At 69.5% G+C, this 26,979-nt stretch carries 23 protein-coding genes; 13 read left to right on the top strand and 10 right to left on the bottom strand.

Annotated features, from left to right (window positions below; genetic code table 11):
- The 3 genes from P5G46_RS08965 to P5G46_RS08955 all read left to right on the top strand — a co-directional run bounded on the left by P5G46_RS08965 (position 1) and on the right by P5G46_RS08955 (position 2,343).
- The gene (locus tag P5G46_RS08965) at positions 1–918 is read left to right on the top strand and encodes a ParA family protein (protein WP_408905508.1); all 918 of its coding nucleotides are present in this window, start codon (positions 1–3) and stop codon (positions 916–918) included.
- Positions 918–1,913, top strand: coding sequence for a ParB/RepB/Spo0J family partition protein (locus P5G46_RS08960; RefSeq protein ID WP_408905507.1), 996 nt, complete (start codon positions 918–920; stop codon positions 1,911–1,913). Before P5G46_RS08965 ends, P5G46_RS08960 begins: the two co-directional genes overlap by 1 nt.
- 82 nt (positions 1,914–1,995) lie before the next feature.
- Positions 1,996–2,343 carry a tryptophan synthase subunit alpha gene (locus tag P5G46_RS08955; protein WP_239276319.1) on the top strand — a complete coding sequence of 116 codons (348 nt, stop codon included), beginning with the start codon at positions 1,996–1,998 and terminating at the stop codon, positions 2,341–2,343.
- 250 nt (positions 2,344–2,593) lie between these two features.
- Here the strand turns inward: P5G46_RS08955 and trxA are convergent, their stop codons facing one another.
- The 4 genes from trxA to P5G46_RS08935 all read right to left on the bottom strand — a co-directional run bounded on the left by trxA (position 2,594) and on the right by P5G46_RS08935 (position 7,755).
- Positions 2,594–2,917, bottom strand: coding sequence for a thioredoxin (gene trxA / locus P5G46_RS08950; RefSeq protein WP_239276318.1), 324 nt, complete (start codon positions 2,915–2,917; stop codon positions 2,594–2,596).
- A 62-nt stretch (positions 2,918–2,979) separates the two neighbouring features.
- A complete protein-coding gene (gene trxB / locus P5G46_RS08945) occupies positions 2,980–3,966 on the bottom strand; it encodes a thioredoxin-disulfide reductase (RefSeq protein ID WP_239276317.1) in 987 nt (328 codons plus the stop codon).
- Between the two features lie 73 nt (positions 3,967–4,039).
- On the bottom strand, positions 4,040–5,638 hold the full coding sequence (gene murJ / locus P5G46_RS08940) for a murein biosynthesis integral membrane protein MurJ (RefSeq protein WP_408905506.1): 1,599 nt from the start codon (positions 5,636–5,638) through the stop codon (positions 4,040–4,042).
- Positions 5,635–7,755 (bottom strand): DUF6049 family protein, encoded by a 2,121-nt coding sequence (locus tag P5G46_RS08935; protein WP_408905505.1) that lies wholly within the window; start codon positions 7,753–7,755, stop codon positions 5,635–5,637. The genes murJ and P5G46_RS08935 overlap by 4 nt, the downstream gene beginning before the upstream one ends.
- A gap of 100 nt (positions 7,756–7,855) precedes the next feature.
- Between P5G46_RS08935 and P5G46_RS08930 the strand changes: the two genes are divergently transcribed.
- Both P5G46_RS08930 and P5G46_RS08925 read left to right on the top strand, forming a co-directional pair.
- The gene (locus tag P5G46_RS08930; protein ID WP_408905504.1) at positions 7,856–9,370 is read left to right on the top strand and encodes a DUF7059 domain-containing protein; all 1,515 of its coding nucleotides are present in this window, start codon (positions 7,856–7,858) and stop codon (positions 9,368–9,370) included.
- Between the two features lie 514 nt (positions 9,371–9,884).
- Positions 9,885–11,312 carry a CCA tRNA nucleotidyltransferase gene (locus P5G46_RS08925; RefSeq protein ID WP_408905503.1) on the top strand — a complete coding sequence of 476 codons (1,428 nt, stop codon included), beginning with the start codon at positions 9,885–9,887 and terminating at the stop codon, positions 11,310–11,312.
- 209 nt (positions 11,313–11,521) lie between these two features.
- Here the strand turns inward: P5G46_RS08925 and P5G46_RS08920 are convergent, their stop codons facing one another.
- Positions 11,522–12,556 carry an NAD(P)-dependent alcohol dehydrogenase gene (locus P5G46_RS08920; RefSeq protein WP_408905502.1) on the bottom strand — a complete coding sequence of 345 codons (1,035 nt, stop codon included), beginning with the start codon at positions 12,554–12,556 and terminating at the stop codon, positions 11,522–11,524.
- 332 nt (positions 12,557–12,888) lie between these two features.
- Here P5G46_RS08920 and P5G46_RS08915 point away from each other — a divergent pair, with 332 nt between their 5' ends.
- The 4 genes from P5G46_RS08915 to P5G46_RS08900 all read left to right on the top strand — a co-directional run bounded on the left by P5G46_RS08915 (position 12,889) and on the right by P5G46_RS08900 (position 17,121).
- On the top strand, positions 12,889–14,196 hold the full coding sequence (locus tag P5G46_RS08915) for a GAF domain-containing protein (RefSeq protein ID WP_408905501.1): 1,308 nt from the start codon (positions 12,889–12,891) through the stop codon (positions 14,194–14,196).
- A 28-nt stretch (positions 14,197–14,224) separates the two neighbouring features.
- Entirely contained in the window at positions 14,225–14,749 is a 525-nt protein-coding gene (locus P5G46_RS08910) for a hypothetical protein (RefSeq protein ID WP_408905500.1), read from the top strand.
- A 339-nt stretch (positions 14,750–15,088) separates the two neighbouring features.
- Positions 15,089–16,639 (top strand): acetaldehyde dehydrogenase ExaC, encoded by a 1,551-nt coding sequence (gene exaC / locus P5G46_RS08905; RefSeq protein ID WP_239277109.1) that lies wholly within the window; start codon positions 15,089–15,091, stop codon positions 16,637–16,639.
- Between the two features lie 98 nt (positions 16,640–16,737).
- On the top strand, positions 16,738–17,121 hold the full coding sequence (locus P5G46_RS08900; RefSeq protein WP_408905499.1) for a DUF779 domain-containing protein: 384 nt from the start codon (positions 16,738–16,740) through the stop codon (positions 17,119–17,121).
- A gap of 194 nt (positions 17,122–17,315) precedes the next feature.
- On the opposite strand, the gene P5G46_RS08895 is transcribed toward P5G46_RS08900, so the two are convergent.
- Both P5G46_RS08895 and P5G46_RS08890 read right to left on the bottom strand, forming a co-directional pair.
- The gene (locus P5G46_RS08895; RefSeq protein ID WP_239277111.1) at positions 17,316–17,837 is read right to left on the bottom strand and encodes a hypothetical protein; all 522 of its coding nucleotides are present in this window, start codon (positions 17,835–17,837) and stop codon (positions 17,316–17,318) included.
- A gap of 157 nt (positions 17,838–17,994) precedes the next feature.
- On the bottom strand, positions 17,995–18,825 hold the full coding sequence (locus P5G46_RS08890) for a class I SAM-dependent methyltransferase (protein ID WP_408905498.1): 831 nt from the start codon (positions 18,823–18,825) through the stop codon (positions 17,995–17,997).
- A 140-nt stretch (positions 18,826–18,965) separates the two neighbouring features.
- On the opposite strand from P5G46_RS08890, the gene P5G46_RS08885 reads away from it, so the two are divergent.
- Positions 18,966–19,907 carry an ATP-grasp domain-containing protein gene (locus P5G46_RS08885; protein ID WP_239277113.1) on the top strand — a complete coding sequence of 314 codons (942 nt, stop codon included), beginning with the start codon at positions 18,966–18,968 and terminating at the stop codon, positions 19,905–19,907.
- Between the two features lie 363 nt (positions 19,908–20,270).
- On the opposite strand, the gene P5G46_RS08880 is transcribed toward P5G46_RS08885, so the two are convergent.
- Positions 20,271–21,332 (bottom strand): LLM class flavin-dependent oxidoreductase, encoded by a 1,062-nt coding sequence (locus P5G46_RS08880; RefSeq protein WP_239277114.1) that lies wholly within the window; start codon positions 21,330–21,332, stop codon positions 20,271–20,273.
- A 123-nt stretch (positions 21,333–21,455) separates the two neighbouring features.
- Between P5G46_RS08880 and sfnG the strand changes: the two genes are divergently transcribed.
- Positions 21,456–22,589 carry a dimethylsulfone monooxygenase SfnG gene (gene sfnG, locus P5G46_RS08875; protein ID WP_408905497.1) on the top strand — a complete coding sequence of 378 codons (1,134 nt, stop codon included), beginning with the start codon at positions 21,456–21,458 and terminating at the stop codon, positions 22,587–22,589.
- A gap of 91 nt (positions 22,590–22,680) precedes the next feature.
- Here sfnG and P5G46_RS08870 read toward each other — a convergent pair whose 3' ends face one another.
- On the bottom strand, positions 22,681–23,583 hold the full coding sequence (locus P5G46_RS08870) for a LysR family transcriptional regulator (protein ID WP_408905496.1): 903 nt from the start codon (positions 23,581–23,583) through the stop codon (positions 22,681–22,683).
- A 104-nt stretch (positions 23,584–23,687) separates the two neighbouring features.
- Here P5G46_RS08870 and P5G46_RS08865 point away from each other — a divergent pair, with 104 nt between their 5' ends.
- Positions 23,688–25,043 carry an MFS transporter gene (locus P5G46_RS08865; protein ID WP_408905495.1) on the top strand — a complete coding sequence of 452 codons (1,356 nt, stop codon included), beginning with the start codon at positions 23,688–23,690 and terminating at the stop codon, positions 25,041–25,043.
- A gap of 5 nt (positions 25,044–25,048) precedes the next feature.
- Positions 25,049–25,798 (top strand): 3-hydroxybutyrate dehydrogenase, encoded by a 750-nt coding sequence (locus P5G46_RS08860; RefSeq protein ID WP_408905494.1) that lies wholly within the window; start codon positions 25,049–25,051, stop codon positions 25,796–25,798.
- Positions 25,799–25,888: 90 nt separating this feature from the next.
- On the opposite strand, the gene P5G46_RS08855 is transcribed toward P5G46_RS08860, so the two are convergent.
- Entirely contained in the window at positions 25,889–26,977 is a 1,089-nt protein-coding gene (locus P5G46_RS08855; protein WP_408905493.1) for a hypothetical protein, read from the bottom strand.
- Positions 26,978–26,979 lie beyond the last annotated feature (2 nt).

Genomic DNA, 26,979 nt, shown 5'->3' with positions numbered 1-26,979 from the left:
GTGAAACAGTCCGGTGCGTCGTCCGGCTCCCCCTCCTTCGAGGACTCCCCCATTGCACGAGAGCTCGCCGATCTTTCGGCCAGGCGCCGAGCACTGGAGGCTGTGGAGGTGACCTTGTCGGGGCGTACCCGCGTGTTCACGGTGTCGAACCAGAAGGGTGGCGTCGGGAAGACCACGACGGCCGTCAACATCTCTGCCGCTCTCGCCTCGCTGGGGGCGAAGGTCCTGGTCATCGACTTGGATCCGCAGGGCAACGCTTCGACGGCGCTCGGCGTTCCTCACAACGCGGACACCGCCAGCATCTATGACGTCCTGATTGACGAGTTCCCCCTCTCGGACATCATCCAGACGAGCCCGGAGTCCCCCAACCTCCTGTGCGCTCCGAGCACCATCCATCTCGCGGGAGCGGAGATCGAGCTCGTCTCACAGGTGGCCCGCGAGCACCGTCTCCGGGGCGCGCTGCGAGACTACCTCGCGGACGAGGCGAACCATCTGGATTTCGTCATCATTGACTGCCCGCCGTCGCTGGGGTTGCTCACCATCAACGCGTTTACGGCCGCCGACGAGGTGCTCATCCCTATCCAGTGCGAGTACTACGCGCTCGAAGGCCTGAGTCAACTGCTCGGAAGCGTACAGATGATCCAGAAGCACCTGAATCCGGCGCTGCATGTCTCGACGATTCTGCTCACGATGTATGACGGGCGCACGCGCCTCGCTCAGCAGGTCGCCGATGAGGTGCGAGAGCACTTCTCCGACGAGGTGCTGCGCACGGTGATCCCGCGTTCTGTGCGCGTGTCGGAGGCGCCGAGCTTTGGACAGACGGTCATCGCCTACGATGGCCACTCAGCGGGAGCGATCGCCTATCGCGAGGCAGCGGTCGAGATCGTGGGCCGAGACACCACCATGAAGGAAGACTGATGGCCAAGAGAACCGGACTGGGCCGCGGCATCGGTGCCCTTATCCCCACCGCGGAATCGACCGAGGCACGCCCCGTCGATGTCTTCTTCCCGGGCGCCGCAGCATCCGAGGGGTCGACCAAGATGTCGCGCTCGAAAGCCCGCGCTTCTGCAACGGAGACGGAAGACGTCGAGGCGACGGAGCTCGTTTCGGTTCCGGGCGCACGTCTCGTGCATATCGACCCGGCGTCGATCGTGCCGAACCCACGTCAGCCGCGCACGCACTTCGATCCGGAAGATCTCGCCGAACTGGTGCACTCGGTGCGCGAATTCGGTGTGCTCCAGCCCGTGGTCGTGCGAGACAAGGGCGATGGCACCTATGAGCTCATCATGGGCGAGCGACGCACGCGCGCATCGCGCGAGGCGGGCCTGACGTCGATCCCCGCGGTGGTTCGCGAGACGGAGGACGAGTACCTCCTTCGCGACGCTCTTCTCGAGAACCTGCATCGGTCGCAGCTCAACCCTCTCGAAGAGGCTTCGGCCTACCAGCAGCTTCTCGAGGATTTCGGAATCACGCAGGAGGAGCTCGCGACGCGGATCGGACGTTCCCGTCCGCAGATCAGCAACACCATCCGTCTGCTGAAACTCCCGGTTCCCGTGCAGCAACGTGTGGCGGCGGGGGTGCTCAGCGCCGGCCACGCCCGTGCCATCCTTTCTCTCGACGACCCGCGTGAGATGCAGAAGCTCGCGGACAAGATCGTCAACGAAGACCTGTCGGTGCGCGCTGCCGAGGCCGCGGCGAAGATGCCCGGCGTGGCGCCGGTTCGTCAGAAGCCGAAGGCCGGGTCGCGGCGTTCGGGTCTGGACGACATCGCCGACCGCCTCGGCGATCGGTTTGATACCAAGGTGCGAGTCTCTTTGACCGCGAGAAAAGGCCAGATCAGCATAGATTTCGCAACTATCCAGGATCTCAATCGGATCCTCGCGGTGCTCGGAGAAGAGGGCTACACCGGCTGACGGCCGGACTTTCTCCGGTCGGCAGACACGGCCGGGTCTCCCCGGCCGTGCCGGTGTCGGAAGGCCGACGTAGGCTTGATTGGTGACCGCGAACGACCAGAGCCCTCGCCGCCGCGCCAGTCTCGAGCTGTTGCGAGCGGAAGCCTCCGATGAACTCGCCGTCCTCATTCATGAGCGCCTTCGTGGCGGAGAAGACCCGTGGGAGTTCATGGACGACCTGCCGAGCGTCGACGAACTGGTGGTCCTCACGCTTCGGGCGGAGAACATCGCCGAGAACGGTGGTGTCCGTCCCAACCGTTCACGCAACTACCGCGTCCTACGCCAGATCGCTCTCGACTACCCGGCTCTCACGCGCGCCGTGTGGCGCATTCTCGGTGACGACGAGCCTCACCGTCGGTGGGACGCTTCCGTGCGCCTGGACGCCTCCTAGGGCCCTCACACAGGCATGTGGCCGGCGGGGTGCAGCAACACACGTCGGCGCCGTCAGGGCAGCAAGATGCATGACAACCACGTCTCGTTGACGCACGGAGCGCGGACGATCGGGGCGGCTCGAGCCCCTGCCGCTCGCATCCCCTCCCGAGCGATTCAGCAACGGCCGTTTCGCGTAGGGCGATGGCATCCACACACAGCGAAAGCCCCCGACATCGTGAGGATGCCGGGGGCTTTCAGCGAAGCGATCGTCAGCCGAGGAACGGCTTGAGGTCGGCCTCGAGGGCGTACTTGGGCTTGGCGCCGATGATGGTCGTCTTGACCTCACCACCCTGGAAGACCTTCATCGCGGGGATCGAGGTGATCTGGTACTTCATCGCGAGGTCGGGGTTCTCGTCCACGTTGAGCTTGAGGACGGTGATCTTGTCCGCGTTCTCGGACTGGATCTCGTCGAGGACGGGGGCGACCATACGACACGGTCCGCACCACTCGGCCCAGAAGTCCACGAGGACGGGTCCTTCGGCCTGCAGGACGTCCTGCTCGAAGGTCGCGCTGGTCGTCGCCTTGGCGGTCATGTGCATTTCTCCTTAGGTGAAAGCGTCACCGGGTGAAACCCCGATGGGCGCAGGTCTATTCCTTAGACGACAGCAGCGTCGGGCAGTCCCTCGATGGGGCTGTCGGCAACGGCGGGCTCGCCCGCTTCTCCGCGTCCGGCGAGGAAGTGTTCCACGTCGAGCGCAGCCACGGTGCCGCTGCCGGCTGCCGTGATGGCCTGGCGGTAGGTGGGGTCGATCACGTCGCCAGCGGCGAAGACACCCTCGACCGACGTGCGCGAGGAGCGACCGTCGACCCAGATCGTGCCCTGGGAGGTGAGTTCGAGCTTGTCGTGCACGAGATGCGTGCGCGGGTCGTTGCCGATCGCGACGAACAGGCCCTCGATCTCGAGGTCGCGCTCGGAGCCGTCGACGGTCGAGCGCAGGCGCAGGCCGTTCACGGCCTCGTCGCCCAGGATGTCGGCGACCTCGCTGTTCCAGATGAACTCGATCTTCGGGTTGGCGAAGGCGCGCTCCTGCATGATCTTCGAGGCGCGCAGCGAGTCCTTGCGGTGGATGACGTAGACCTTGGAGGCGAACTTGGTGAGGAAGTTCGCCTCTTCCATGGCCGAGTCGCCGCCGCCCACGACAGCGATCGTGCGCTCACGGAAGAAGAAGCCGTCGCACGTGGCGCACCAGGAGACGCCACGGCCCGAAAGACGCTCTTCGCCCTCGAGGCCGAGCTTGCGGTAGGCCGACCCCGTCGCGTAGATGATCGACGCAGCCTCGTGGACCTTCCCGCTTCCCAGCGTGACCTTCTTGACGGGCCCGTCGAGCTCGAGCGACACGACGTCGTCGTACAGCACTTCGGCGCCGAAACGCTCGGCCTGGGCCTGCATCTTGGCCATGAGGTCAGGACCCTGGATGCCTTCGGGGAAGCCGGGGAAGTTCTCGACCTCGGTGGTGTTCATGAGCTCGCCGCCGGCTTCGACGGAACTCGCGACGACGAGGGGTTCGAGGTTCGCTCGGGCGGCGTAGATGGCGGCCGTGTACCCGGCCGGGCCCGATCCGATGATGATGACGTGACGCACGGTGGCGCGTTCCCTTCGTTGATTCCGTCGGATGAAACCCATGCTAGCCCCGGGGTATTCCGTTGAGCGGGGTCTAGCGCTTGGGGAGGAGGCGTCGAGCCAGGGCCAGCGCGGGCGCGAGCTCGGGCGTTCGGAACAGGGCGAGGATGCCGACGTACACCGCCAGCACGACAGAGCCGATGATCCCGGCTCCGACGGCGCCCGCGAGGGCACTGTCCGAAGTCCATCCACCGGGACCCCCGAGAAGGAGGAGGACGCCGAATCCGGCGGCGGCGGCCGGGAGGGCGGCGAGCGTGAACATCACGAGGGCGCGCATCCACGAGGCCGTTCCGATGCCGGACAGTCGACGGTGCAGCAGCGCGGTGGCCACCACGACCTGCACGATGCTGGCGATCGACTGCGTGAGCGCGACCCCCGCGGCCAGCTCTCCGCGTTCGAGGACGACCCCCGCGCCGAGCGCGCCGCCGGCGACGAGCACGCACTGCAGCAGCGTGAAGAAGAACGGCGTGCGGGTGTCGTTGTAGGCGTAGAACGTGCGCTGCACGACGAACAGCACCGCGAGGGGCACGAGGCACACCAGGAAGCACAGGAGCACCGGAGCGGCGGCCGCGGCCTGCTCGGGACCGTTGGTGAAGATGCGGCTCGCGGGCACGGCGGCGACGGCGAGGGCCGCGGTGGCCGCGACGATGAAGAACCCCAGGGTGCGGATGCTGCGCGAGATGTCGGCGCGGACGTCGTCGTCTCGGCCGGCAGCGGCGTGCTCGCTGAGTTGCGTGAAGTAGGGCGTCCCGATCGAGAGCACGATGATCGAGTACGGCAGCATGAACAGCAGCCACGCGTTCTGCGACGCGAAGATCGCGGGGTCCTCCCCCGACGCTCCGGAGAGCACGTTCGACTGCACCACGCCCGCGAGCTGACCCGCGACCACCATGAGAAACGTCCACCCGGCGAGCCGACCGATGTGCCGCAGGCCCACGCCCCTCCACTGGAAGTCCGGACGCAGGGCGAGGCCCGCCCGGCGCCAGAAGAACAGCAGCACCAGCGTTTGCACGATGATTCCGCCGGTCGCGGTTCCGGCGAGCACGGCGATCATCCCCGGGGTCCAGGCATCCACCAGGGTCTGCGGGCCCCCGAACAGCAGGATGAACAGGCCGAAGCCCGCGATCGAGACGATGTTGTTCACGATCGGTGCCCACGTGTAGGGCCCGAAGACGCGCCGCGCGTTGAGGATCTCGCCGAGCAGCGCGTAGAGGCCGTAGAAGAACACCTGCGGGAGGCACCAGTACGCGAACGCCGTCGACAGGGCGAGCTGGTCGGGGGTGAACCGGCTGGCGTACACCTGCACGAGCAGCGGCGCGGCGATCATCGCCAGTGCGGTCGCCCCCAGCAAGCCGACCGTTCCGAGGGTGAAGAGCTTCGAAATGAAGGCCTGGCCGCCGTCGGCGTGTGCCGCGGCTTTGACGATCTGCGGCACGACGACCGCGGTGAGCAGACCGGTCGAGATGATCGCGTAGATGTTGTTCGGCAGCTGGTTCGCGACAGCGAACGCGTCGCCCGCACCGCTGATCGAGCCGATCGCCGCGACCAGCACGATCGTGCGCACCAGACCGCTCACGCGCGAGACGATGGTCCCCGCCCCGATGAGCACGCTGGCCCGCCCGATACTGCTCACGTCCTGATCTCCTGATCCGTCTCGGGGGCCGATTCCTCCGCGTGCGCGCGCCGACGATGCGCGATCGTGCGCACTACGCCGACGCTGAGGAACACCACCACGAGCCCGATGATGACGAAGAGCCCGATGCTCTCCCACTCGGCGCGCACCTCGACCTGCACGCTCTGGCGCGCGCCGATCGGCTCGCCCGTGGGGCTGTAGAGCTGCATGGCGACGCCGACCTCCCCGTTGGCGATACGCGCCTCGACGGGCACCTCGGCGCGCGTGTTCGCCGAGGCCTGGGCATCGATCTCGGTGTTCGCCTGCACGCGCAGTCGCGCATCGTCGGGCTGAGCACGCAGCACGACCGAGATCGGCCAGGGAAGATCGTTGCGCACCCATGGCCTCAGCGGAGCGCTCGAACTCACGAGCCGGAAGTCGGAGGACAGGATGCCGACGGAGTCCAACGTCGTCTGGGTGTCCGCGCGATGGTCTGCGATGGCCGTGCGGGCGGCATCCCCCGTCCACGACACGCTCAGCACCTGCAGCACCTCGGCGCGCTCACGCCCGGTGAGCAGCTCCGGCTCGTCGAGCACGGTCGCGAAGCGGTCGATCACCTGCTCGTCGGCGAGGAGATTCGTGACGTCTGCGGCGCGCGCGTCGTCGGTCGCGGCCTCACCGAGCGTCACCTCCGCGGCGGGCGCGTCCGCCAGGGCGGCAAGGGTCGACGGCGTGAATCCGGGGGTGGATGCCACCAGCCCCAGGGCCGCGCGCAGGCTCACGCGAGAGCGATCCGTGCCGCGATCGAGCACCGCGAGGACCGGACGGTCGGCGTCTCCCGTGCGGGCGAAGGCAAGATGACCCGACGCCGCGGCGAGGGCCGCTCCCCGTCGTGCGCTGTCGTTCTCGCCGGCGGCACGAGTGAGGGCGGCCGACACCTCGGCGTCGTAGACCGTCGTCGCAACCCCTGCCACCGTGGACGCGGCGCTCGCGGGAGGGGAGGTGAGGTTGCTCGAGGCCACGAGGACGCGGGCGGGGTCGCCGTCGCTGCTCAGAGCGCCCAGAGCGGCCACGGTCCCGGCATCCACCGAGTCCGTCGCGGGCCAGAACACGTTTGCGTCTGCGGGGCCGATGTCGAGCAGCGTGGCGAGGTCGGGGAAGGACGGCGCACCGGGGGACGGCGACGGTGCCGGGGTGGGGAGTGTGGCCGTGGCCTGCGCTTGAGTGAAGTCGGCCGCGGACATGTAGGCCCGCAGGGAGGTGGGCGTGAGCGGCGTCGTCACTCCGGAGCGGATCTGAGCGGCGAGGTCGGCGTCGCCGAACTGCAGCGCGAAGCGGTCGTTGGGGAGGGCGAGCAGCCGTTGCAGCCACGCGACCGCCGTCGGAGGTGCCGCAGAGCCGAGGACGCGGATCGCGGCGGGAATAGCGGGATCGATCGCGAGGGTCGCGAGGGAGCCGTCGACGGCGTCCAGCTGCGCCGACAGCGCGCCGTCCACGGCGGTGAGGTCGGCCAGTTCGTCGGCCGTGAGCAGACCGCTCGTTCGCGGAGCCGTCGTGATGGGCACGATCAACGCGAGTGCCGTGGCGGCCCCGTCCGCGGGGATCACGACGACGGTCCGCGCAGCGAGCGGTACCCCCCCGTTCGTCTGCGCGAGCACGGGGTAGACGCCGGGACCGCGGCCGGCGAGCGAGGCGTCGGTCCCGGGGACCGTGAACGACAGCGACGTCTGCGCGCCCGAGGCCGTGGCATCCACCGTCCCCGTCGCGATCTGCTGCAACGCGATCCCGGACGCGTCTCCCTCGAGCCAGCGCGAGAGGTCGGCGTCATCGGCGAGGGGGGCGGTGCCGATCGACAGGGTCGCCGACACGGGCGGGACGGGCGCCGCGGCGGGGTTGGCGAGTGTGGCCAGGACGGTGAGGGGCTCACCGGGGCGAAGGATGCCATTGCCCGCCGGTGCCGCGGACAGCGTGGGCGGCGTCGTGCTCGCGGAAGGCGACGGCGTCGAGGGGGCGGCGTGGGAAGCGCCCGGGATGGCCAGCCCGATGGCGAGCGCGGCCGCCGCGAGGGTCGCCAGCAACCGGCGCGTGAGGGGGCGCCGCGGCACGGGTGAGCCCGAGGGCAGAGAGGTCACGGTCATACGAGCGTCGGTCGGGCGAGGGGGCCTCGCACCGCGACGAGTCTAGGCCCGCGCACCTTCGAGCCCCCCGATAGCCTCGCGCAGACGGTTGAATGGACCGGTGCTCCCCGAACCCGACCCCACCCTGTGCCGAGCCCTCGCCGACGATCTGCGCTCCGCCGGATTCACGGGTGCCGCGCTGCGTGACGCCTGGGGCGTCCAGGCCGACGACGCCGTGGCCCGCGGGCTCCGAGGGCCCGCGGAGAGAGTTCTCGACGGTCGCCGCGACGCTCTTGCGGTTCTGGGTCGGCTGTGGGGCCTGGGGGTCGCTGTTCCCCGGCCGGACGCGGAGGCTGCTTTGCCGTCACTCGGCGTCCAGGGTGCCGTCGCGCTCGGACTGGCCCGGGTGGACGACGACCGCGTCGCCCCGACGGTGCTCGTGCGCCCGCAGCCGTTCGCCGACGCCGAGGGCGAGGTGGAGTGGTGGATCGCGAGCGACCTCGACGAGGCCGCGCTCGGCGGGCCGCTGCCCGAAGACCACGTCCTCGGCGTGGGCGGCGCTTCGCAGACCCTCGCCCGGCTGCAGGTGACCTGGCGGGGCGGAACCGCACTCGACCTCGGCACGGGTTGTGGCATCCAGGCCCTCCGTCTGCGACGGCTGGTTCCCCGTGTGATCGCGACCGACATCTCCGAGCGCGCGCTGCGCTTCACCCGGTTGAATGCGCTGCTCAACGACGTTGACGGGATCGAGACGCGGCTCGGTTCGCTCTTCGAGCCCGTTGACGGCGAGGTGTTCGACCGGGTGGCATCCAATCCCCCGTTCGTGATCACCCCGCGCGTCGCGGGCGTGCCGGCATACGAATACCGCGACGGCGGTCTCGAGGGCGACGCGCTCGTTGCCTCGGTCATCGCGGGCGTCGGCGCGCACCTCGCGCCGGGCGGGGTCGCGCAGTCCCTGGGTAACTGGGAGTACCGCGACGGCGAGTCGGGGCTGGACCGGGTGCGCGAATGGGTCGGACCGTCGTGGGATGCGTGGGTCATCGAACGCGAAGTGCTCGACCCCCTCGCGTACGCCGAGCTGTGGGTGCGCGACGGGGGCACCGTCCCGGGAACCCCCGCGTACGCGCGTCTCATCGACGCGTGGCTCGATGACTTCTCGGCGCGCGGGGTCACCGGCATCGGCTTCGGCTACGTCTTGCTACGGCGTCCTCTCGCCGGTGCCCCGACGCTCGCGCGGTACGAACGCGTGGCCGGTGGCGGCGAATCGGTGTTCGGACCGCACCTCGCGGCGTGCCTCGAGAACCACGACCGCGCCGCGATGCTCGACGACGAGGGGCTGGCATCCGCCATTCTGCGTGTCGCGCCCGACGTGACCGAGGCACGGCACCACCGCCCCGGCGAGGAGTCGCCCTCGGTGATCGAGCTGCGCCAGGGCGGCGGCTTCGCCCGCACAATCGAGGTGGACTCCGCGCTCGCCGCGCTCGTCGGGGCCTGCGACGGCGACCTGCCGGTGGGCGCTCTCGTCGGCGCGATCGCACAGTTGCTCGAGGTGGATGCCGACGAGCTCCGCGCCGACATCCTCCCGCGGGTGCGCGAGCTCATCGTCACCGGGTTCCTGACGTTCGCCGACGCCTGAGGGGTGAGGCGCGCATCCGGGCTTTCGCGCTGGGTTCGGGCCGGGTTCGAGCCGGGGCGCGGGGGCCGGGTTCGGCCCGGGGCGGCGCGGGGCGTTGAGTGTCCAAGACACGCGGATGCGTTGGCGGGCTGTCCGCGTGTTCTGGACACTGAAGCGGGTGGGGTGCCGGGGCGCGGGCGCCGCGGGGGGCGCGGGCGCGCGTGGGGCGCGGGCGCGCGTGGGGCGCGGGCGCGCGTGGGGGGTTGAGTGTCCAAGACACGCGGATGCGTCGGGGGGCTGTCCGCGTGTTCTGGACACTGAAGCGGGAGGGGTGCCGGGGAGCGGTGCTGGGGCGGCCGGGGAGCGGCGCCGGGACCGCGGGCGCGCGTGGGGGCGCGGGGCGTCCGGGGGTTGAGTGTCCAAGACACGCGGAGGCAGCGGCGCACGCTCCGCGTGTTCTGGACACTGAACCGGGGGGATGCCGGGGGAGACACCTCGCCGCGCGGGCGAGGTCGCCCCGGTTAGGCTCGGAGGCATGCTGAACATGGCCGACGGTGTCGCGCGCCTCGGCGAGCTCGCCGAGCATCCCGTCGTGGCGACTCTGGCTCGCGTGTTCGCCGATGCCGGGCGCGACCTCGCGATCGTCGGGGGTCCGGTGCGCGACGCGCTGCTCGGACGCACCACCCACGACTTCGACTTCACCACTGACGCACGCCCCGACGAGATCCTGGCGCTGGTCAAGCCCGTCTCCTCCGTGCAGTGGGATGTCGGTCGCGCCTTCGGCACCATCGGCGCCAGAGTGCAGGGCGAGCAGGTCGAGATCACGACCTACCGCGCCGACAGCTACGACGGAGTGACCCGCAAGCCCACGGTCGAGTTCGGCGACACCCTCGAGGCCGACCTCAGCCGCCGCGACTTCACCGTCAACGCCATGGCGCTCCGCGTCCCCGCGCGCACGCTCGTCGACCCCACAGGAGGGGTTGAAGATCTCCTGGCGCAGCGCCTGCGCACCCCGATCGACCCGGCGGTGAGCTTCGGCGACGACCCGCTGCGCATGCTCCGCGCCGCCCGGTTCTCGTCGCAGCTCGATTTCGCGGTCGACCCCGACACCGTGGATGCCATCGCCGAACTCCGCGGCACGCTCGAGATCGTGAGCCCCGAGCGCGTGCAGGCCGAGCTCGTGCGGCTGCTGCAGACCGACGACCCGGTGCGCGGCATCCGCGTTCTCGTCGAGACGGGGTTGATCGACGAGTTCCTGCCCGAGATCCCGGCGCTGCGGCTCGAGGTCGACGAGCACCACCACCACAAGGACGTCTACGAGCACTCGCTCACGGTGCTGCGCCAGGCCATCGCGCTCGAGAAGCAGCGGCACCCGGGGGCGGCGCCCGACGTGCCGCTGCGTCTGGCCGCGCTGCTGCACGACATCGGTAAGCCCGCCACCCGCCGCCTGGAGCCGGGTGGGGGCGTGACCTTCCACCACCACGACGTCAAGGGCGCCCGCATGGCGCGTAAACGCCTGCAGGCGCTGCGATTCGACGCCGCGACCACGAACGTCGTGTCGCGGCTCGTCGAGCTGCACCTGCGGTTCTTCGGCTACGCCGAAGGGGCGTGGACGGATGCCGCCGTCCGCCGCTACGTCCGCGACGCCGGTGACGAGCTCGAACGTCTCCACATCCTCACCCGTGCCGACGTGACCACCCGAAACAAGCGCAAGGCCCAGCGCCTGGCATCCGCCTACGACGACATCGAGGCCCGGATCGTCGCGCTGCGCGAGCAGGAGGAGATCGACGCGATCCGCCCCGAGCTCGACGGCAACCAGATCCAGGCGCTGCTGGGGCTGAAGCCCGGGCGTGAGGTCGGTGAGGCGTACCGCTTCCTGCTCGACCTGCGCCTCGACGAGGGCATGCTCGGCGAGGCCGAGGCCGAGAAGCGCCTGCGGGAGTGGTGGGCGGCGCGCAGCTGACGCTGCCGCGCCCGCGCGCGACTCCTCCGGGGCGCGGAACGTGCACCGGGGCGGATGTTGATCGCCCCCGTGCACGCATCGCGCCCCGAACAGGCGAGGTCCGGCCTCGACGTCCTGGGCGCTGGTGGGGCGCGAATCGGCCTATGGGGCGGCCATTGTGCGCCCCGCCGCACGGATCGCGCCCCGAAGGCCCCGGCGCGACGCCCCGCTTACGGAACGACGACCGCGCGCCCGCGCACCTCGCCGTGGTGGAGGCGTTGGTACGCCTCCACGGCGGAGTCGAAGCCGTAGCGCTCGACGTGCACACCGACGGCGCCGCTGCGGGCGAGGTCGAGCACCTCGATGAGCTCGCTGCGTGTGCCCCAGTACGGCGCACGGACGGCGGCGCCCATCGGCGTGGAGAAGAAGCCGGCGGGAAGGATGCCACCGCCGATACCGACGATGTGGATGAAGCTGTCGATCGCGGCGACCTCCCGGGCCAGGTCGATCGTGGGCTGCACGCCGACGAAGTCGAACACCGCCGCCGCCCCGAGACCGTTCGTCAGCTCGCGGATGCGCTCAGCGGCGTGCTCGTCGGAGGTCACCGTGTGGTGAGCGCCGACCTCGCGGGCGAGGGCGAGCTTGTCCTCGCCGAGGTCGACCGCGATGACCGTGACCTGCGAGATGGCCCGCAGGATCTGCACGCCGACGTGGCCCAGTCCGCCGACGCCGATCACGACAGCCGTCGCACCGGGGTACAGCTTCTCCTTCGCCGAGACGATCGCGTGGTACGGCGTGAGTCCGGCATCCGTCAGCGACACCGTCTCGACCGGGTCAAGGTCGCCGAGCGGAACGAGGTGCCGCGGGTCGTCGACGATGACGTACTCGGCCATCGCGCCCGGGCTGCCGAGACCGGGAGGGGTGATGCCCATCTCGGCGGCATGGGGGCAGTAGTTCTCCGCACCCTTCGCGCACGCGTGGCAGCGGCCGCAGCCCCACGGGCCGTAGATGGCGTACGGGGCACCGATCTCGACGCCCTCGACTCCTTCGCCGAGCTCGTCGACGACGCCGGCGCCCTCATGTCCGAGGGTCAGGGGCAGGCCGTACGTGTACTGCTCCTCCGGGAGGTCCATGACGAACCAGTCCGAGTGGCACAGGCCCGCCGCGGTCACCTTCAGACGTACCTGGCCGGGGCCGGGATGGGGTTCTTCGATCTCGACAACCTCGGGTCCCTTGCCGATCTCGCGGTACTGAACAGCCTTCATGGCATCCCTTTCTGTCGGTGGGTGGGTGCTTCCACCGTGCCTCCGAGCTCCCGCGTCGCAGGCGGGGGTTGACGGCATTTCCGGCGCTTTGAGAACGGGTCTCATCACCGCGGGCGCATGGATGTGGGGATGCCGCGAGCGCCGCCCGGTCAAGTCGTCCCGGGTGTACCGGGGCACGAAACGTGCACTGGGGCGTCCGAAAACCGCCCCGGTGCACCGAGAGGGCCCCGACGCTCGAGACCGCCCACCGAGAAGCCGCGGCCGAACCTGTGCCGCCCTGCCCGCCGCGCACCTACACTGGACCCACCTCCGTCACCGCCGATGGGAGTTTCGTGTCTTCACCGTGGTCGCGACCCGCCGTCTCCCCCGAGAACTCGGGGTTGCTCATCGCGCGCGCGCACGACGAACTCCTCGCGGGCAATGAGGATCGCCGGCTCAGTGACGTGCGTCCGCTCGTGCAGGAATCGTGGCGGCGGTCGTTGGCGTCCCTCGTCGGACCCGAAGGGCTGCCCTCGCTCGACCTCGCCTCGGAAGAGCTCGAGGCGTACCGCCGCGCGCACCCGCTCGCAAGCGTCATGGACATGGTGCGCGCCTTGCTGCTGCCCGGTTCGGCCGAGGATTCCGGTGTCGTCGTCGCCGTGGGCGATGCGGCCGGACGCCTGCTGTGGGTCGAGGGCGACCGCCACATCCGCACGCTCACGGGCGACATGGGTTTCGTCGCGGGGGCGAACTGGGCGGAGGATGCCGTGGGCACCTCCGCCCCGGGAACGGCCATCGCGCTGGACCGGTCGGTGCAGATCCGCGGCGCGGAGCACTTCAACCGGCTCGTGCAGCCGTGGTCGTGCACCGCGGCCCCGGTGCACGATCCCGAGACGCGACGCCTGCTCGGCGTGATCGACGTCACGGGAGGCCCCGAGGCCGTCACCCCGCAGGCGCAATTGCTGGTGGATGCCACGGCCCGGGCGATCGAGAGCGAGATCCTGGTGGGGCGCCTCCGCGCGCAGCAGAATCCGCCGCCGCGTCGACCGAAGCGCTCCCCCGGTACGCGCGCCGTGCTGCGGATCCTCGGTCGCGACCGGGCTCTTCTCGAAGTGACGGGCGAAGCGGGTGAGACGGTGGTCGAGCTCGGCGCCCGCCATGCCGAGATCCTGCTTTTGCTCGCCGTGCACCGGGAGGGAATGTCGGCCGAGGCGCTCAGCGAGGCCGTGTACGGCCACCCCGCCACCGAGACGCTGCGCCCGGAGATGGTGCGGCTGCGGAAGGTGCTCGAGCCCCTCGCACCCGGGCTCGTGCCGGCATCCCGTCCGTACCGGCTGCCCGACGGGCTCGAGACCGACGCCCAGCAGGTGCTGTCGCTGCTCGACCGCGGGGCGCACCGCGTCGCGCTCGCCGCGTACCGCGGGCCGGTGCTTCCGGACTCGGTGGCGCCGGGGGTGGTCGAAGTGCGTGAGTCGGTGCGGCAGGCGTTGCGCGAAGCCCTTGTCGAAGAGGCCGGCGTCGACGTCTTGCTGGCGTACGCCGACACGGCCGACGCGCGTGACGACGCTGATCTCCTGCGGCTGTGCCTCGAGATGCTGCCGCCGCGCTCGCCCAAACGCGCCGGGCTCGTCGCGCGGATCGAGCGCCTCGAACGGGACTGATGTCGGAGGCCCTGGTTACGCTGAATCCATGGACGAACAGACGCTCGACATCTTCTCGGCAGCTCGCGCCCGACGCGATGTGGGGCGTATCCGCGAGGCCGTCGCCGAGGTGAAGGCGGGCGACATCGCCCGCGTGCTCGTCCGGTCGCCGCGCTACGGCCTGTACGCGATCGAGGGAACGGTGCGCATCGGCGTGGGCGGGCAGCCGCTCGTCGGCGATGTAATTCTCGCGACCAGCGCCGAGATCCAGCGCATCGACCTCGGCATCCCCGCCCCGACGCCCGCGCTCTCGGCCGACGTGGTCGACCCCTCGACCCTCCCCCACGGCACGCCTGTGCGCGTCACGTTCGTCACGCCCACGCACCAGACCTTCGCCGTCACCGGGCCCATCACCGCCGGCAACGACCGCTTCCTCCTCGTCGGCAGCTGGATCGTCGCCGACGACCGCACGGTCGCCCCGCGCGTGGTGAGCATCGAGCGGCTCGACGACGTCGACCTGCACGAGGTCAACGTCCCGCCGCTGCGATCGGTGCTGGCCGACGCCGACGCGTAGGGGGTGCGGGGATGCCATGGCCTCGGCGCCGTGGCATCCCGTGTTGCGCGACCGTCTCGAACGGATGCCGCGGCCTGAGGGTCGTGGCATCCGTCGTTCTGGGGCCCCACGCACGTGGCGCGGCCGCGCCGGGGCCGTGGCCCGTCGAGATCACACCCGTTTGCCGACATCACCCGTCGTTGAGCGGAATCGGGGGTCATCTCGTACAAACCGGGTGATCTCAAGCACCGACCGCGCCCCACACCCCATGCAACCGGATGCAACCTCCCCCGGCGTACCGTCGGCGCATCGCCGCCCCAAAGGCCGTCGCGGCGTTCATGACCGTCGAAGGAGACACGCATGACTATCGTCGAAGAAGGCGTTTCCAGCGTCTACGCCGCCCCCGGACAGCGCGGGGCCGTCGCCCAGTACCGCGAACGGTATGGGCATTACATCGGCGGGGAGTGGGTCGAGCCGCACAGCGGCGAGTACTTCGAAGACATCACTCCCGTCACCGGAAAGCCGTTCTGCGAAGTCGCGCGCGGCGACGCCGCCGACATCGACCGGGCGGTGGATGCCGCGTGGAAGGCGTTCGCATCCTGGAAGAAGACCACGCCCGCCGAGCGCAGCGTCATCCTGAACAAGATCGCCGATCGCATCGAGCAGAACCTCGAGTCCATCGCCGTCGCCGAGACGTGGGAGAACGGCAAGCCGGTGCGTGAAACGCTCGCCGCCGACATTCCGCTGACCGTCGACCACTTCCGCTACTTCGCCGGGGTGCTCCGGGCGCAGGAGGGCTCGCTCAGCCAGCTCGACGAGAACACCGTCGCGTACCACTTCAATGAGCCGCTCGGTGTCGTCGGCCAGATCATCCCGTGGAACTTCCCGATCCTCATGGCCGCGTGGAAGCTCGCTCCGGCACTCGCCGCCGGCAACTGCGTCGTGATCAAGCCGGCGGAGCAGACCCCGGCATCCCTTCTCTTCCTGTTCGACATCATCGGTGACCTGCTGCCGGCCGGTGTGGTGAACATCGTCAACGGCTTCGGCATCGAGGCGGGGGCACCGCTCGCGCAGCACAAGCGGATCCGCAAGGTCGCCTTCACGGGTGAGACCACGACGGGTCGCCTGATCATGCAGTACGCGTCGCAGAACCTCATCCCGGTGACGCTCGAGCTCGGGGGCAAGAGCCCCAACCTCTTCTTCGAGGACGTGGCTCGCGCGACCGACGACGCCTACTACGACAAGGCGCTCGAGGGCTTCACGCTCTTCGCCCTCAACCAGGGTGAGGTGTGCACGTGCCCGTCGCGGGCGTTGATCCAGCGGTCGATTTACGACCAGTTCCTCGGTGACGGCCTGGCGCGCGTCGGCAAGGTGAAGCAGGGCAACCCGCTCGACCCCGAGACGATGATCGGCGCGCAGGCCTCGAACGACCAGCTCGAGAAGATCCTGTCGTACATCGAGATCGGCAAGGCCGGCGGCGCGAAGCTGCTCACCGGCGGTGAGCGGGTCGACCTCGGCGGCGAGCTGTCGGGCGGCTACTACGTGCAGCCGACGGTGTTCGAGGGCACGAACGACATGCGGATCTTCCAGGAGGAGATCTTCGGCCCGGTGCTCTCGGTCACGTCGTTCGACACCTTCGACGACGCGATCTCGATCGCGAACGACACGCTCTACGGCCTCGGCGCCGGCGTGTGGAGCCGCAACGGCGACACCGCGTACCGTGCCGGTCGCGCCATCGAGGCCGGACGCGTCTGGACCAACACCTACCACCAGTACCCGGCGCACGCCGCGTTCGGCGGGTACAAGCAGTCGGGCATCGGTCGCGAGAACCACCTCAAGATGCTCGACCACTACCAGCAGACGAAGAACCTGCTCGTGTCGTACGCCGAAGGCGCGATGGGCTTCTTCTGATCCGCGGAGCCGGGGTCGTGGCGGCGACCCCGGCCCTCGTGACCCCCGGATGCTGTCCGGGGGTCACACCCGTTTCCGGATTCGAAGGAGAAGAACGGATGCCAGACCTCTCACGCGTGGACGTGACGGATGCCGCGGCCGCGCTGCTGCGCGACCTGACGGCGAAGCACGGCCCGCTGATGTTCCACCAGTCGGGCGGCTGTTGCGACGGCAGCTCCCCCATGTGTTACCCGGTGGGGATGTTCCTCACCGGCCCCAGCGACGTGCACCTCGGCTCGATCGACGTCGGTCTCGACGACCCGATCGAGGTGTACATGTCGGAGTCGCAGTTCGAGTACTGGAAGTTCACGCACCTGACGATCGACGTCGTGCCGGGCCGCGGCGCCGGGTTCTCGGTCGAGGGTCCGACGGGGATGCGGTTCTTGATTCGGTCGCGGATGCTGACCGAGGAGGAGGCGGTGGCGTTCGGGGTGGCAGTTTAGGTGCCCCGATTCTCGTGATCTCTGATCTCGCGACTTTCGGTCGCGCGGAGAGAAGCAACGAATGACGAAGTCCCGCCCGTCGATCGCGGTGGGGCGGTGATCGATGCGGCCATGCCCTGATGCTGGCCCGGACGCGCGCGCTGCGCGCGCGGCGGGATCCTTAGGAGGACGACGTTCGTCGGGGTCGTGATAGATCAGGCCATCTTGATGAGCGAGATGGCGTAGATCGTGGGGTCACCGTCGAGGTCGAGGTCGATCGTCATCCCCGTGCCCGCGATCGACACGTCGAAGGCGATCGTCGAGTTGGTGCATGTGGTGGTGGCGGTCGCAGAATCGTCGTCGAGTTCTCCGGCGGACAGCGTGATCGTGCCGCTCCCCCGGCAGGCCAGCTGTGCCTGATACGTCCCGGCGGGCAGGGTTTCGAACGAGTTGCGTTGATGGGGCGACGTGTTCTGGCTCAGCCAGCCGGCGAGTCGACCGGTCAGCGCGGTGCCTTCGGACGGCGGCACGGCCGTCTCCGCCCAATCGCTGATCTCATCGACCGGGAGAGGGAGCGAAGCCTCGTCGCTCTGCGCGTCGGACGTGGGTGTCGCCGAGGCGGTCGAAACTGTCGGAGCCGGAGTGTTCGGCGCCGGCGTCTCGCCCGAGCAGCCCGCGAGACCTAGGGCCGCGAGGATGAGCACGCCCGCGATGGTGGGTGTTCTGGTCGATGTCATCCCTGCGCCCCTCGTCTCACACGGCACGATTGCGCCGCTTCTCGCGTTCCACCGTGCAGGTCGCGGGTGGCAGAGCCACCCCCCCCCGGCTCTGAGAGCGGGGGGGACTTGACTGCGGGGCCGGTCTTTGGCAGCGTTCGGCCGCGGTTTTTGCTGGTCACACCGGCCTCGATGCCCGAATCGTGTAGCTCAGCGGCATCACCGACGGCTGCTCGGTGAGAGCGTATTCGCCGTCGGGGCGCAGAGTCATGCGGCCGGGGAGGGCCTCCCACGGCACGCTGTCGTGCTCGATGAGCGCGTCGAGCCGGAGCCCGCGGTTGAGCAGGGCCGTGACGATCTCGCCGAGGCCGCGGTTCCACTCGTACGTCCGCGTGGACTGCAGCGGCGCCGACACCTCGACATAGGTGCTGTCGTCATCCCATTCCAGGGGCGCCGGCTGCTCGAAGTACGGGAATGCGAGGGTGAGCCCCGGCAGCGTCTCGTTCATCGACCACAGGATCGGGTGCACCTCGCGGATGTGCAGGGTTCCGCCCGGGGCCAGCAGCTCGGCCACGACGCCCGCCCACTCGGTGATCGAGGGGAGCCAGCAGAGCGCCCCGATCCCGGTGTAGACGAGGTCGAACTCCCCCGCCGGCAGCACATCGGTCGCGTGAAAAACGTCCGATTGGACGAAATCCACGTCGTCTTCGGTCTCCACGACGAGCCGGCGCGCCTCGGCGACGGCATTCTCCGAGAAGTCGAGGCCCGTCACGCGGGCACCCAGGCGCGAGAGTGACAGGGTGTCGGTGCCGATGTGACATTGCAGATGAACCGCACGCTTCCCCGTCAGGTCGCCGAGCAGCGGCTGGTCGAACCTAACGACGTCCGACAGGGCCTCCCGGTCGTCGACGTAGCGCAGCACGCCGTAGCCCGATCCGTCACGGGCGGCGTGCAGGGTGGCGCGCTCGTCCCAGTTGGCGCGGTTGGCCTCGATGTACTCGGTGGTCATGGCATCCCTCTCCGGTCGTACAGCCTTGCCACGATACAGACCCGGATGCCACTCCCCCGGGCCTGCACCCCGCGGAAGGCCGTGACGGCCCGTGACGCCGGCCCGTCCCGGTGTCGGGGGTCCGGGTTAGCGTGGAGAGCATGTCGGGCAGTGTGTACGTGATCCATGAGAACCCCCAGTGGCTTCCGCCGTTCCAGGCGGCGTTCGAGGCGGAAGGTGTTCGGTTGGAGGAATGGCTGCTGACCGACGGGTCCATCGACCTCTCGGTCGAGCCGCCCGAGGGCGTGTTCTGGTCGCGGCTCAGCGCGTCGGCGCACACGCGCGACCACGCGGCAAGCAAAGAGTACGGCCGCGCTGTCCTGCGCTGGCTCACATCATGGGGCCGCACGGTGGTCAACGGTGCCGACGTGCTCGAGCTCGAGGTGAGTAAGGTGGCGCAGCACGCCGCCCTGCGTCACGCGGGCATCGAGGTGCCACGCACGACGGCGGTCTTCGGCACCGCCCAGCTCGCGGCGAAGGCGGAAGAGTTCGGGGCGCCGTTCATCAGCAAGCACAACCAGGGCGGCAAGGGTCTGGGCGTACGCCGGTGGGACTCGCACGCCGAGTTCGCGGCGTGGGTCGGCGGCCCCGACTTCGAGCCGTCGCCCGACGGCATCACCCTGCTGCAGGAGCTGCTCGTGGCGCGCGCGCCGTTCGTGACGCGCGCCGAGTTCGTCGGCGGTGAGTTCGTCTACGCCGTGCGGGTCGACACGAGCGCGGGCAGCTTCGAGCTGTGCCCGGCCGAAGCGTGCGCGATCCCTGGAGCCGACGGCGTCGAGCCCGAGCCGATGTTCCGCCTGCGCGACGACGTCGACCCTGCGCTCATCGACCGATACCTGGCCTTCCTTGCCGCCGAGGGCATCGGCGTCGCCGGCATCGAGTTCATCGAAACGCTCGACGGCCGCACCGTCACCTACGACGTGAACACCAACACGAACTACAACCCCGAGGTCGAGGCATCCGCCCCCCGTTCCGGTCCGCGTCAGATCGCGCGCTGGCTCGGCGCGCTGCTCGAGCAGGACGCTCCGGTTCTCGCGCGCTGAGGCGGGCCGGGGCGTCGGGCTCCGCTCGGGGCGTCGGGCGGGCGCTGTCCGGGGCGTGGCGTCGTGTTCGGCGTTTGGGTGTCCAGGACACGCGGATGCAGTGGCACCCCGCCCGCGTGTTGTGGACACTGAAGCGCGGGTGGTGTGGGGGCGTCGCGTCAGCGCGCTGACGCGTGGCGTCGCGCCCCTCTTGAGTGTCCAAGACACGCGGATACCGAGGCCCGACACCCGCGTGTTCTGGACACTGAACGGCGGGCGATGATGCTGCCCTTCGTGGCGGGGTTCCGGTCTCTGCGTTGAGTGTCCAAGACACGCGGATGCCACGGCGGTCGGTCCGCGTGTCTTGGACACTCAACTCCGACCTCACGCGTCGCGCAACGCCTCCAGGCGCCGCACGCGCGGGATGACCTCGGCGGCGAAGCGCTGCAGCTCGGGCAGGTGCGGCGAGAACTGCAGCAGCAGCGTCGAGACGCCGACGTTCGCGAACGCCACGATGCGCTCGGCCACCTGGTCGGGCGTGCCGACGAGGTTTGGGCGTAGGCCCCGGTTCGAGACCGAGTACTCCTTGAGGTCGACCGGGGTGTCGAGCTTCGACTTGCTGACGAAGTCCTGGTACGAGCCGTAGGCCGCTCCCCCGCGCACGTCGGTGATGCGGTCGATCTCGGCCTGTGCCTCTTCCTCGGTGTCGCGGACGATCGCATACGCGGCCATACCGAACGCCTCGAACGGCTCGGCCCCCGCTTCCGCCCGGCGCCGCCGCATGTCGGCCACCTTCACCTCGAGTTCGTCGAGCGTGCCGCCGTGCGTGAGGTACGCGTCGGCGAAGCGCGTGATCGCCGTCCGGCCCGCTTCGCTCTCTCCCCCGGCGTACAGGCGCGGGATCACGCGCGGCTTCGGCTCGAGGTACGTGCCCTCGGTGCGGTAGTACTCCCCCTCGTACGCGAACGGCGTCTGCGTCCACAGCCCTCGGAGCACCTCGACCCACTCGATCGTGCGGGCATACCGGTCGTCGTGCGCGCTGAAAAGGCCGTCGTACTGCTTCGCCTCCTCGGCCCACCACGCGGACACCACGTTGAGGGTGAACCGGCCGCCGCTGATCTCGTCGATCGTCGCCGCCTGCTTCGCCGTGTGGAACGGGTTGTGGAACCCCGGCCGGACGGCCGCGAGCAGCTCGAGCTTGGATGTGACGGCAGCGAGCCCGGCGGTCACGGCCCACGCGTCGAGCGACGGCGCCTCGACGCCCTTGATGTCGTTGAGGTTCAGCTCGGGAATGAGCGTCAGGTCGAAGCCGCCCTCCTCGGCGGCGCGGGCGATCTCGGCGATGTGCGCGAACGACACCGGCGTGTGCTCGTCGTCGACGTTGCGGAGCCACCCGCCGAAGATCGGGGTCCAGTAACCAAAACGGACGCGCTGGGGGGAGGTCATGGCATCCATCCTCCCCGGGTGGAGGAAGTGTGTCGTCATGCAACGACACGGGCCGTCACACGGCGTTGACCGCCCGCGCGACCGGTGCGACGGTGGCTCGGAACCGATCAGCGAGGAGTCCCCATGAACGACATCGCCCCCACGCACGAGCCCCTGAAGTTCGCCTACTGGGTGCCGAACGTCAGCGGCGGCCTCGTCATCAGCTCGATCGAGCAGCGCACCGACTGGAGCCTCGAGTACAACGTGGAGCTCGCCCGGACCGCCGAGCGCGTCGGCTTCGAGTACGCGCTGAGCCAGGTGCGGTACGCCTCGAGTTACGGCGCCGCTCAGCAGCACGAGTCCACATCCATCAGCCTCGCGCTGCTGCTAGCCACCGAAAAGCTGAAGGTCATCGCGGCGATCCACCCCGGGATCTGGCATCCCGCGGTCCTCGCGAAGTTCATCAACACCGCCGACCAGTTCTCGCACGGACGCGCCGCGGTGAACGTCGTCAGCGGCTGGTTCAAGGACGAGTACACCGACCTCGGCCTCGAGTGGCTCGAACACGACGAACGGTACGAGCGCGCGGCGGAGTTCATCCAGGTGCTGCGCGGCCTGTGGACGCAGGAGAAGTTCTCGTTCCACGGCAAGTACTACGACATCACCAACTTCACGCTGCGCCCGTTCCCGTACGAGGTGCCGGGCCGCGCGCACCCCGACATCTTCCAGGGCGGGAACTCCACCGCGGCCCGCTTCAACGGCGGCGCTTTCGCCGACTGGTACTTCTCCAACGGCAAGGACTTCGACGGCTTCACCGAGCAGTACGACGACGTCACGCGGATCGCGGCCGAGCACGGTCGCCGCACGCGGTTCGGTCTCAACGGTTTCGTCATCCAGCGCGACAGCCGCGCCGAGGCGGAGCAGCAGCTGCGCGAGATCATCGCGCACGCCGACGGCGGTGCGGTCGAGGGGTTCCGCAAGAGCGTGCAGGAGGCCGGCAACGCCACGAAGGACAAGAAGGGCATGTGGGCCGACTCGTCGGTCGAAGACCTCGTGCAGTACAACGACGGTTTCCGCACGCAACTCTTCGGCGACGCGCAGCAGATCGCCGAGCGGATCATCGAGTACAAGAAGCGCGGCGTCGACCTCTTCCTTCTGGGGTTCCTGCATTTCCAGGAGGAGCTCGAACGCTTCGGCGAGACGGTCATTCCGATCGTGCGCGAACTCGAGGCCGACCTCGCGCGCACCGGCGACCCTATTGACGTCGCGCGGCGCTGACCCCCCGTCGCGTGTCCAAGACACGCGGATGCCGCCAGCGCCCGTCCGCGTGTCTTGGACACCGAAGCGGCAGACAGACGCCCACGCGTGTCTATGCCCCGTCGAGCATGGACTGCGAGAGAGCGGTCTGGGCGCGCAACGCCTCCGCCAGGGCGGCAACCGCGGGGATTCGCAGGGAATCCGCGCGCACGATCATCCAGTAGGGCAGACGCTCGGCGACCTGGTCGGGCAGCAGTCGCACGAGATTCGGATGCCGGTCGGCGGCGAAGCATGGAAGCATGCCGATTCCGGCACCTACCCGTGTCGCTTCCACGTGAACGAAAACGTTCGTCGATGTGACGCCGTCGCGCATGCGCGGGACTAGGCGCCGGGGAAGGTCCAGCGCCTCGACCTGCAGCATCGAGTCGACGAAGTACACGAGCCGGTGCTGCTCGAGTTCGGCGAGGTCGCACGGAGTGCCCTCCCGCTCCAGGTACGCCCGCGACGCGTACATGCCCAGCGTGTAGGTGCCGAGCCGGGTCGCCGTGCCGCGTGATGTCTGCGGCTCCCCCACCACCACTTCGAGGTCGAGGCCGGGGCGGTGCAGGGCCGCGCGTCGCTGCGTCGCCACGATCTCGACGGACAGCTCGGGATGCCGCTGCCGCAACGCCGCGATCGCGGGGGCGGCGACGTAGGCGCTGAACCCGTCGGTGGCCGACATCCGCACGACTCCCGACACGGGGTCGGGCTCCTCTCCCCCACCCGACAGGCGGGACAGGGCGGCCTCGATGCGTCCAGCGGTCTCGACGGCGTGCTGTCCGAGTGTCGTCAGCTCCCAGCCGCGGCCGGAGGCGGCGACGAGCCGTCCGCCGAGGGCGTCTTCGAGGGCGGCGATGCGCCGGGCGACGGTCGTGTGATCCACGCCCCGCACCTGCGCAGCGGCGGTGTAGCGGCCGGTACGTGCGACCGCGAGGAGCATCAGGAGGTCGTCGGCGCGGACGTTCGTGGCATCCATGTGTGCAATTCTGCACAATGGGTCCGCATGTCTGGGCATTGCCGCAGTACCCGCGGCGCCCCAGACTCGTCACCGGATGTCACCGTCGACACCGAAGGAGCAGCATGGAATCCCCCACCGCGCAACGCAGCGCCTCCCCCGAGATCTCGAACAGCAAGATTCGACGCGTCGTCGCCGCCTCCATGGCCGGAACGGTCGTGGAGTGGTACGAGTTCTTCCTCTACGCCACCGCCGCAAGCCTGGTCTTCGGCACGTTCTTCTTCCCGTCGTCGGGCTCGCCGCTCGACGGCATCATCGCCGCGTTCGTCACGTACGCCGTCGGCTTCGTCGCCCGCCCGCTCGGCGGCATCGTCTTCGGCCAGATCGGTGACCGGTTTGGCCGGAAGCCCACGCTGCAGGCGACGATCATCATCGTCGGTGCGGCGACGTTCTTGATGGGATGCCTCCCCGGCTTCGCGTCGGTCGGATACTGGGCGCCCGCGATGCTCGTCGCCCTGCGCTTCATCCAGGGCTTCGCCGTCGGTGGTGAGTGGGGCGGTGCCGTCCTGCTGGTCGCCGAGCAGAGCCCGAACCGCTCGCGCGCGTTCTGGGCGAGCTGGCCCCAGGCCGCCGTTCCGGTCGGGAACCTCCTGGCAACCCTCGTGCTGCTCGTGACGTCGTTCGTGCTCTCCCCCGCGGCGTTCCTCGACTGGGGTTGGCGCATCGCCTTCTGGCTGTCGGCGGTGATCGTGCTCGTCGGGTTCTACATCCGCACGCACGTGGAAGAGGCGCCGATCTTCCTCGAGGCCAAGAAGCAGGTCGAGCAGGAGAAGGCGACGTCGTTCGGCGTCGTCGAGGTGCTGCGCCGCTACCCCAAGGGCGTCATCCAGGCCATGGGCGTGCGGTTCGCGGAGAACATCGTCTACTACATCGTCGTCAGCTTCTCGATCGTGTACCTGAAGTTCGTCCACTCGTACGACACGAGCCAGCTTCTCCTCGCGCTGCTGATCGCGCACGTGATCCATTTCGCCGTGATCCCCCCGCTCGGCCGCCTCGCCGACCGCATCGGCCGCAAGCCCGTGTACCTCGCGGGCGCGGTCCTCAGCGCGACCTGGGCGTTCTTCGCCTTCCCGATGTTCGACACGCTCAACCCCGTCGTCATCGTCGCCGCCGTCTCGATCGGCCTGGTGTTCCACGCCGGCATGTACGCGCCGCAACCGGCCGTCATGGCGGAGCTCTTCCCGACGCGCATGCGCTACTCGGGCGTCTCGCTCGGAGCTCAGGTCACCGCGATCCTCGCCGGCTCGCTCGCACCGATCCTGGCGACGCAGTGGCTGCGTGATTTCGGTTCGTGGCTGCCCATCGCGATCTACATCGTGGTCGCCTGTGCGCTCACCTCGGTGGCCGTACTGTCGCTCAAGGAAACGCGCGGGATCTCGCTGCGCGACATCGACGCCGCCGACGCAGCGCGGGGGAAGTAGGACACATGAGCATCGACCTCAGCGGACGCCGCGCCCTCGTCACCGGCGGTGCCAGCGGCATCGGTGCCGCGATCGCGCGGACGTTCGCCGAGGCCGGGGCCACCGTGACGGTCGCCGATCTCAACGCCGAGGGTGCGGAAGCCCTCGCCGCCGAGATCGGCGGCCGCGCGTGGGCGGTCGACCTGTCCGATACGGCGGCGCTGGCCGACCTGCGTCTCGACGTCGACATCCTGGTCAACAATGCCGGCATCCAGCACGTCAGCCCGATCGAGGATTTCGCGCCCGAACGGTTCTCGTTCATGCTGCGCCTCATGCTCGAGGCGCCGTTCCTGCTCATCCGCGCGGCCCTCCCGGGAATGTACGAGCGGGGCTTCGGCCGAGTGCTGAACGTCTCGAGTGTGCACGGTATACGCGCGTCGGCATATAAGTCTGCGTATGTGACGGCCAAGCACGGCCTCGAGGGACTGTCCAAGACGACGGCCCTCGAGGGCGGCCCGCGAGGCGTCACCAGCGTCTGCATCGACCCGGGGTACGTGCGATCGCCGCTCGTGGAGAAGCAGATCGCTGATCAGGCGCGGGCGCACGGCATCCCGGAGTCCGAGGTGCTCGAGAAGGTGCTTCTGAAGGATGCCGCGATCAAGCGCCTCGTCGAGCCGAGCGAGGTGGCGTCGCTCGCGATGTGGCTCGCGGGCCCGGATGCCGCGATGGTCACCGGCACCAGCTACGTCATGGACGGCGGCTGGTCGGCGCACTGACCGGGCCAAGAGCGGCGTGAGGCGCCAAGAATTGTCGCCTGAGCGAAGCGCCAGGCGACAATTCTTGGCACCTCACGCGCCCAACGCGGATCACCGGGCGAATGCGTCCCACACGATCGTCAGCAGCCACCACCCGACGCCGAGGACGACGAACACCGCGGTGATCCACGAGAAGCCGCGGCGCAGGCGGCGTCCTTCGCGGGCGACTCCGGCGGGCGGGGGAGTGAGCAACGGAACACCGGATGCCACCGGGGCGGGCGCCGCGTCCACCGCGAGGCGCTCGTCGCGCCACCGTGCCCACTGCGCGAGCTTGTCGTCGATGGCATCCACCGTGCCGAGAATCCACTCCCACACCGCCGGATCGGTGGTCGACAGCTCACGCCGCGCATAGAGGAACAGGCGGTCGTCGACGATCTCGACGTCGAGGGCCGCGGCGTTGTCGATGAACCGCGCCATCACGTCGGGCGTGAAGAGGTACAGCGCGTCGCGCTCGTAGCCCTTCGGGCAGTACAGCGCGAAGTACCGGTCGAAGTCGCCCTCGAGGCTCAGGCGCTGATCGCGGCCAAAGGTCGCGGGCAGATTCGACGCGCCGAGCAGGCCGTTGTTGCCGACGGCATCCAGCACGATGTGGGGGAGGGGCGTGTCCAGGCGCATCTCGACGTACGCCCACTTGTGGGTCTGCTCGCTCTTTCCGGAACCGGTCTTGTACGTGTAGTTGCCGACCTCGACCCAGCGCGGCCGCGGCCCGCGGACGACGTCGGTCGCCTCTCGGTTGCGTCCCTCCCCGAAGATCATCCCCGGAAGTGCGGGATTCGGAACGGCCGGCGTCCACGTCATGCCGTTCGCCTCCGCGAAGCGCGCCAGCCGGTACCGCCGTTCCGCGCGACCGTGGAACAGCTTCACGAGCGCGTACCCGATCATCGCGACCACGGCGGCGAAGAACAGGAGGAAGCCGATACCGATCGGGCTCGGTCGCCCATCCGGTGACGCGAGCAGCCCGAAGCTCACGACCGAGGCGAGCAGGGTGGCCGACGAAAGCAGGATGCCGCCGACGAGAACGATCCCGATCGCGGTGACGACGGCGCTGGTCAGTTGCCCCTCGCGGCGGAGGCGGGCGGTGAACGCGCGAACCTCGGCGCGGTCGACCGGACCGGTCAGGGCCGAAGTGTCGATCGCCATGC

The sequence above is a fragment of the Microbacterium mcarthurae genome (genome assembly GCF_046064585.1).
GTDB classification, from domain to species: domain Bacteria; phylum Actinomycetota; class Actinomycetes; order Actinomycetales; family Microbacteriaceae; genus Microbacterium; species Microbacterium mcarthurae.
Note: the sequence above shows the minus strand (reverse complement) of the source record. Positions and strands in the feature narration are given on the sequence as shown.

Bases quoted from the DNA above. Each gene is read 5' to 3' on its own strand.
- P5G46_RS08880 (WP_239277114.1), bottom strand. From the start codon at position 21,332: ATGACCTCCCCCCAGCGCGTCCGTTTTGGTTACTGGACCCCGATCTTC.
- P5G46_RS08920 (WP_408905502.1), bottom strand. From the start codon at position 12,556: ATGAAGGCTGTTCAGTACCGCGAGATCGGCAAGGGACCCGAGGTTGTC.
- P5G46_RS08960 (WP_408905507.1), top strand. From the start codon at position 918: ATGGCCAAGAGAACCGGACTGGGCCGCGGCATCGGTGCCCTTATCCCC.
- P5G46_RS08865 (WP_408905495.1), top strand. From the start codon at position 23,688: ATGGAATCCCCCACCGCGCAACGCAGCGCCTCCCCCGAGATCTCGAAC.
- P5G46_RS08925 (WP_408905503.1), top strand. From the start codon at position 9,885: ATGCTGAACATGGCCGACGGTGTCGCGCGCCTCGGCGAGCTCGCCGAG.
- P5G46_RS08860 (WP_408905494.1), top strand. From the start codon at position 25,049: ATGAGCATCGACCTCAGCGGACGCCGCGCCCTCGTCACCGGCGGTGCC.
- P5G46_RS08900 (WP_408905499.1), top strand. From the start codon at position 16,738: ATGCCAGACCTCTCACGCGTGGACGTGACGGATGCCGCGGCCGCGCTG.
- P5G46_RS08910 (WP_408905500.1), top strand. From the start codon at position 14,225: ATGGACGAACAGACGCTCGACATCTTCTCGGCAGCTCGCGCCCGACGC.
- P5G46_RS08870 (WP_408905496.1), bottom strand. From the start codon at position 23,583: ATGGATGCCACGAACGTCCGCGCCGACGACCTCCTGATGCTCCTCGCG.
- P5G46_RS08890 (WP_408905498.1), bottom strand. From the start codon at position 18,825: ATGACCACCGAGTACATCGAGGCCAACCGCGCCAACTGGGACGAGCGC.
- P5G46_RS08855 (WP_408905493.1), bottom strand. From the start codon at position 26,977: ATGGCGATCGACACTTCGGCCCTGACCGGTCCGGTCGACCGCGCCGAG.
- P5G46_RS08895 (WP_239277111.1), bottom strand. From the start codon at position 17,837: ATGACATCGACCAGAACACCCACCATCGCGGGCGTGCTCATCCTCGCG.
- P5G46_RS08935 (WP_408905505.1), bottom strand. From the start codon at position 7,755: ATGACCGTGACCTCTCTGCCCTCGGGCTCACCCGTGCCGCGGCGCCCC.
- trxA (WP_239276318.1), bottom strand. From the start codon at position 2,917: ATGACCGCCAAGGCGACGACCAGCGCGACCTTCGAGCAGGACGTCCTG.
- sfnG (WP_408905497.1), top strand. From the start codon at position 21,456: ATGAACGACATCGCCCCCACGCACGAGCCCCTGAAGTTCGCCTACTGG.
- exaC (WP_239277109.1), top strand. From the start codon at position 15,089: ATGACTATCGTCGAAGAAGGCGTTTCCAGCGTCTACGCCGCCCCCGGA.
- P5G46_RS08885 (WP_239277113.1), top strand. From the start codon at position 18,966: ATGTCGGGCAGTGTGTACGTGATCCATGAGAACCCCCAGTGGCTTCCG.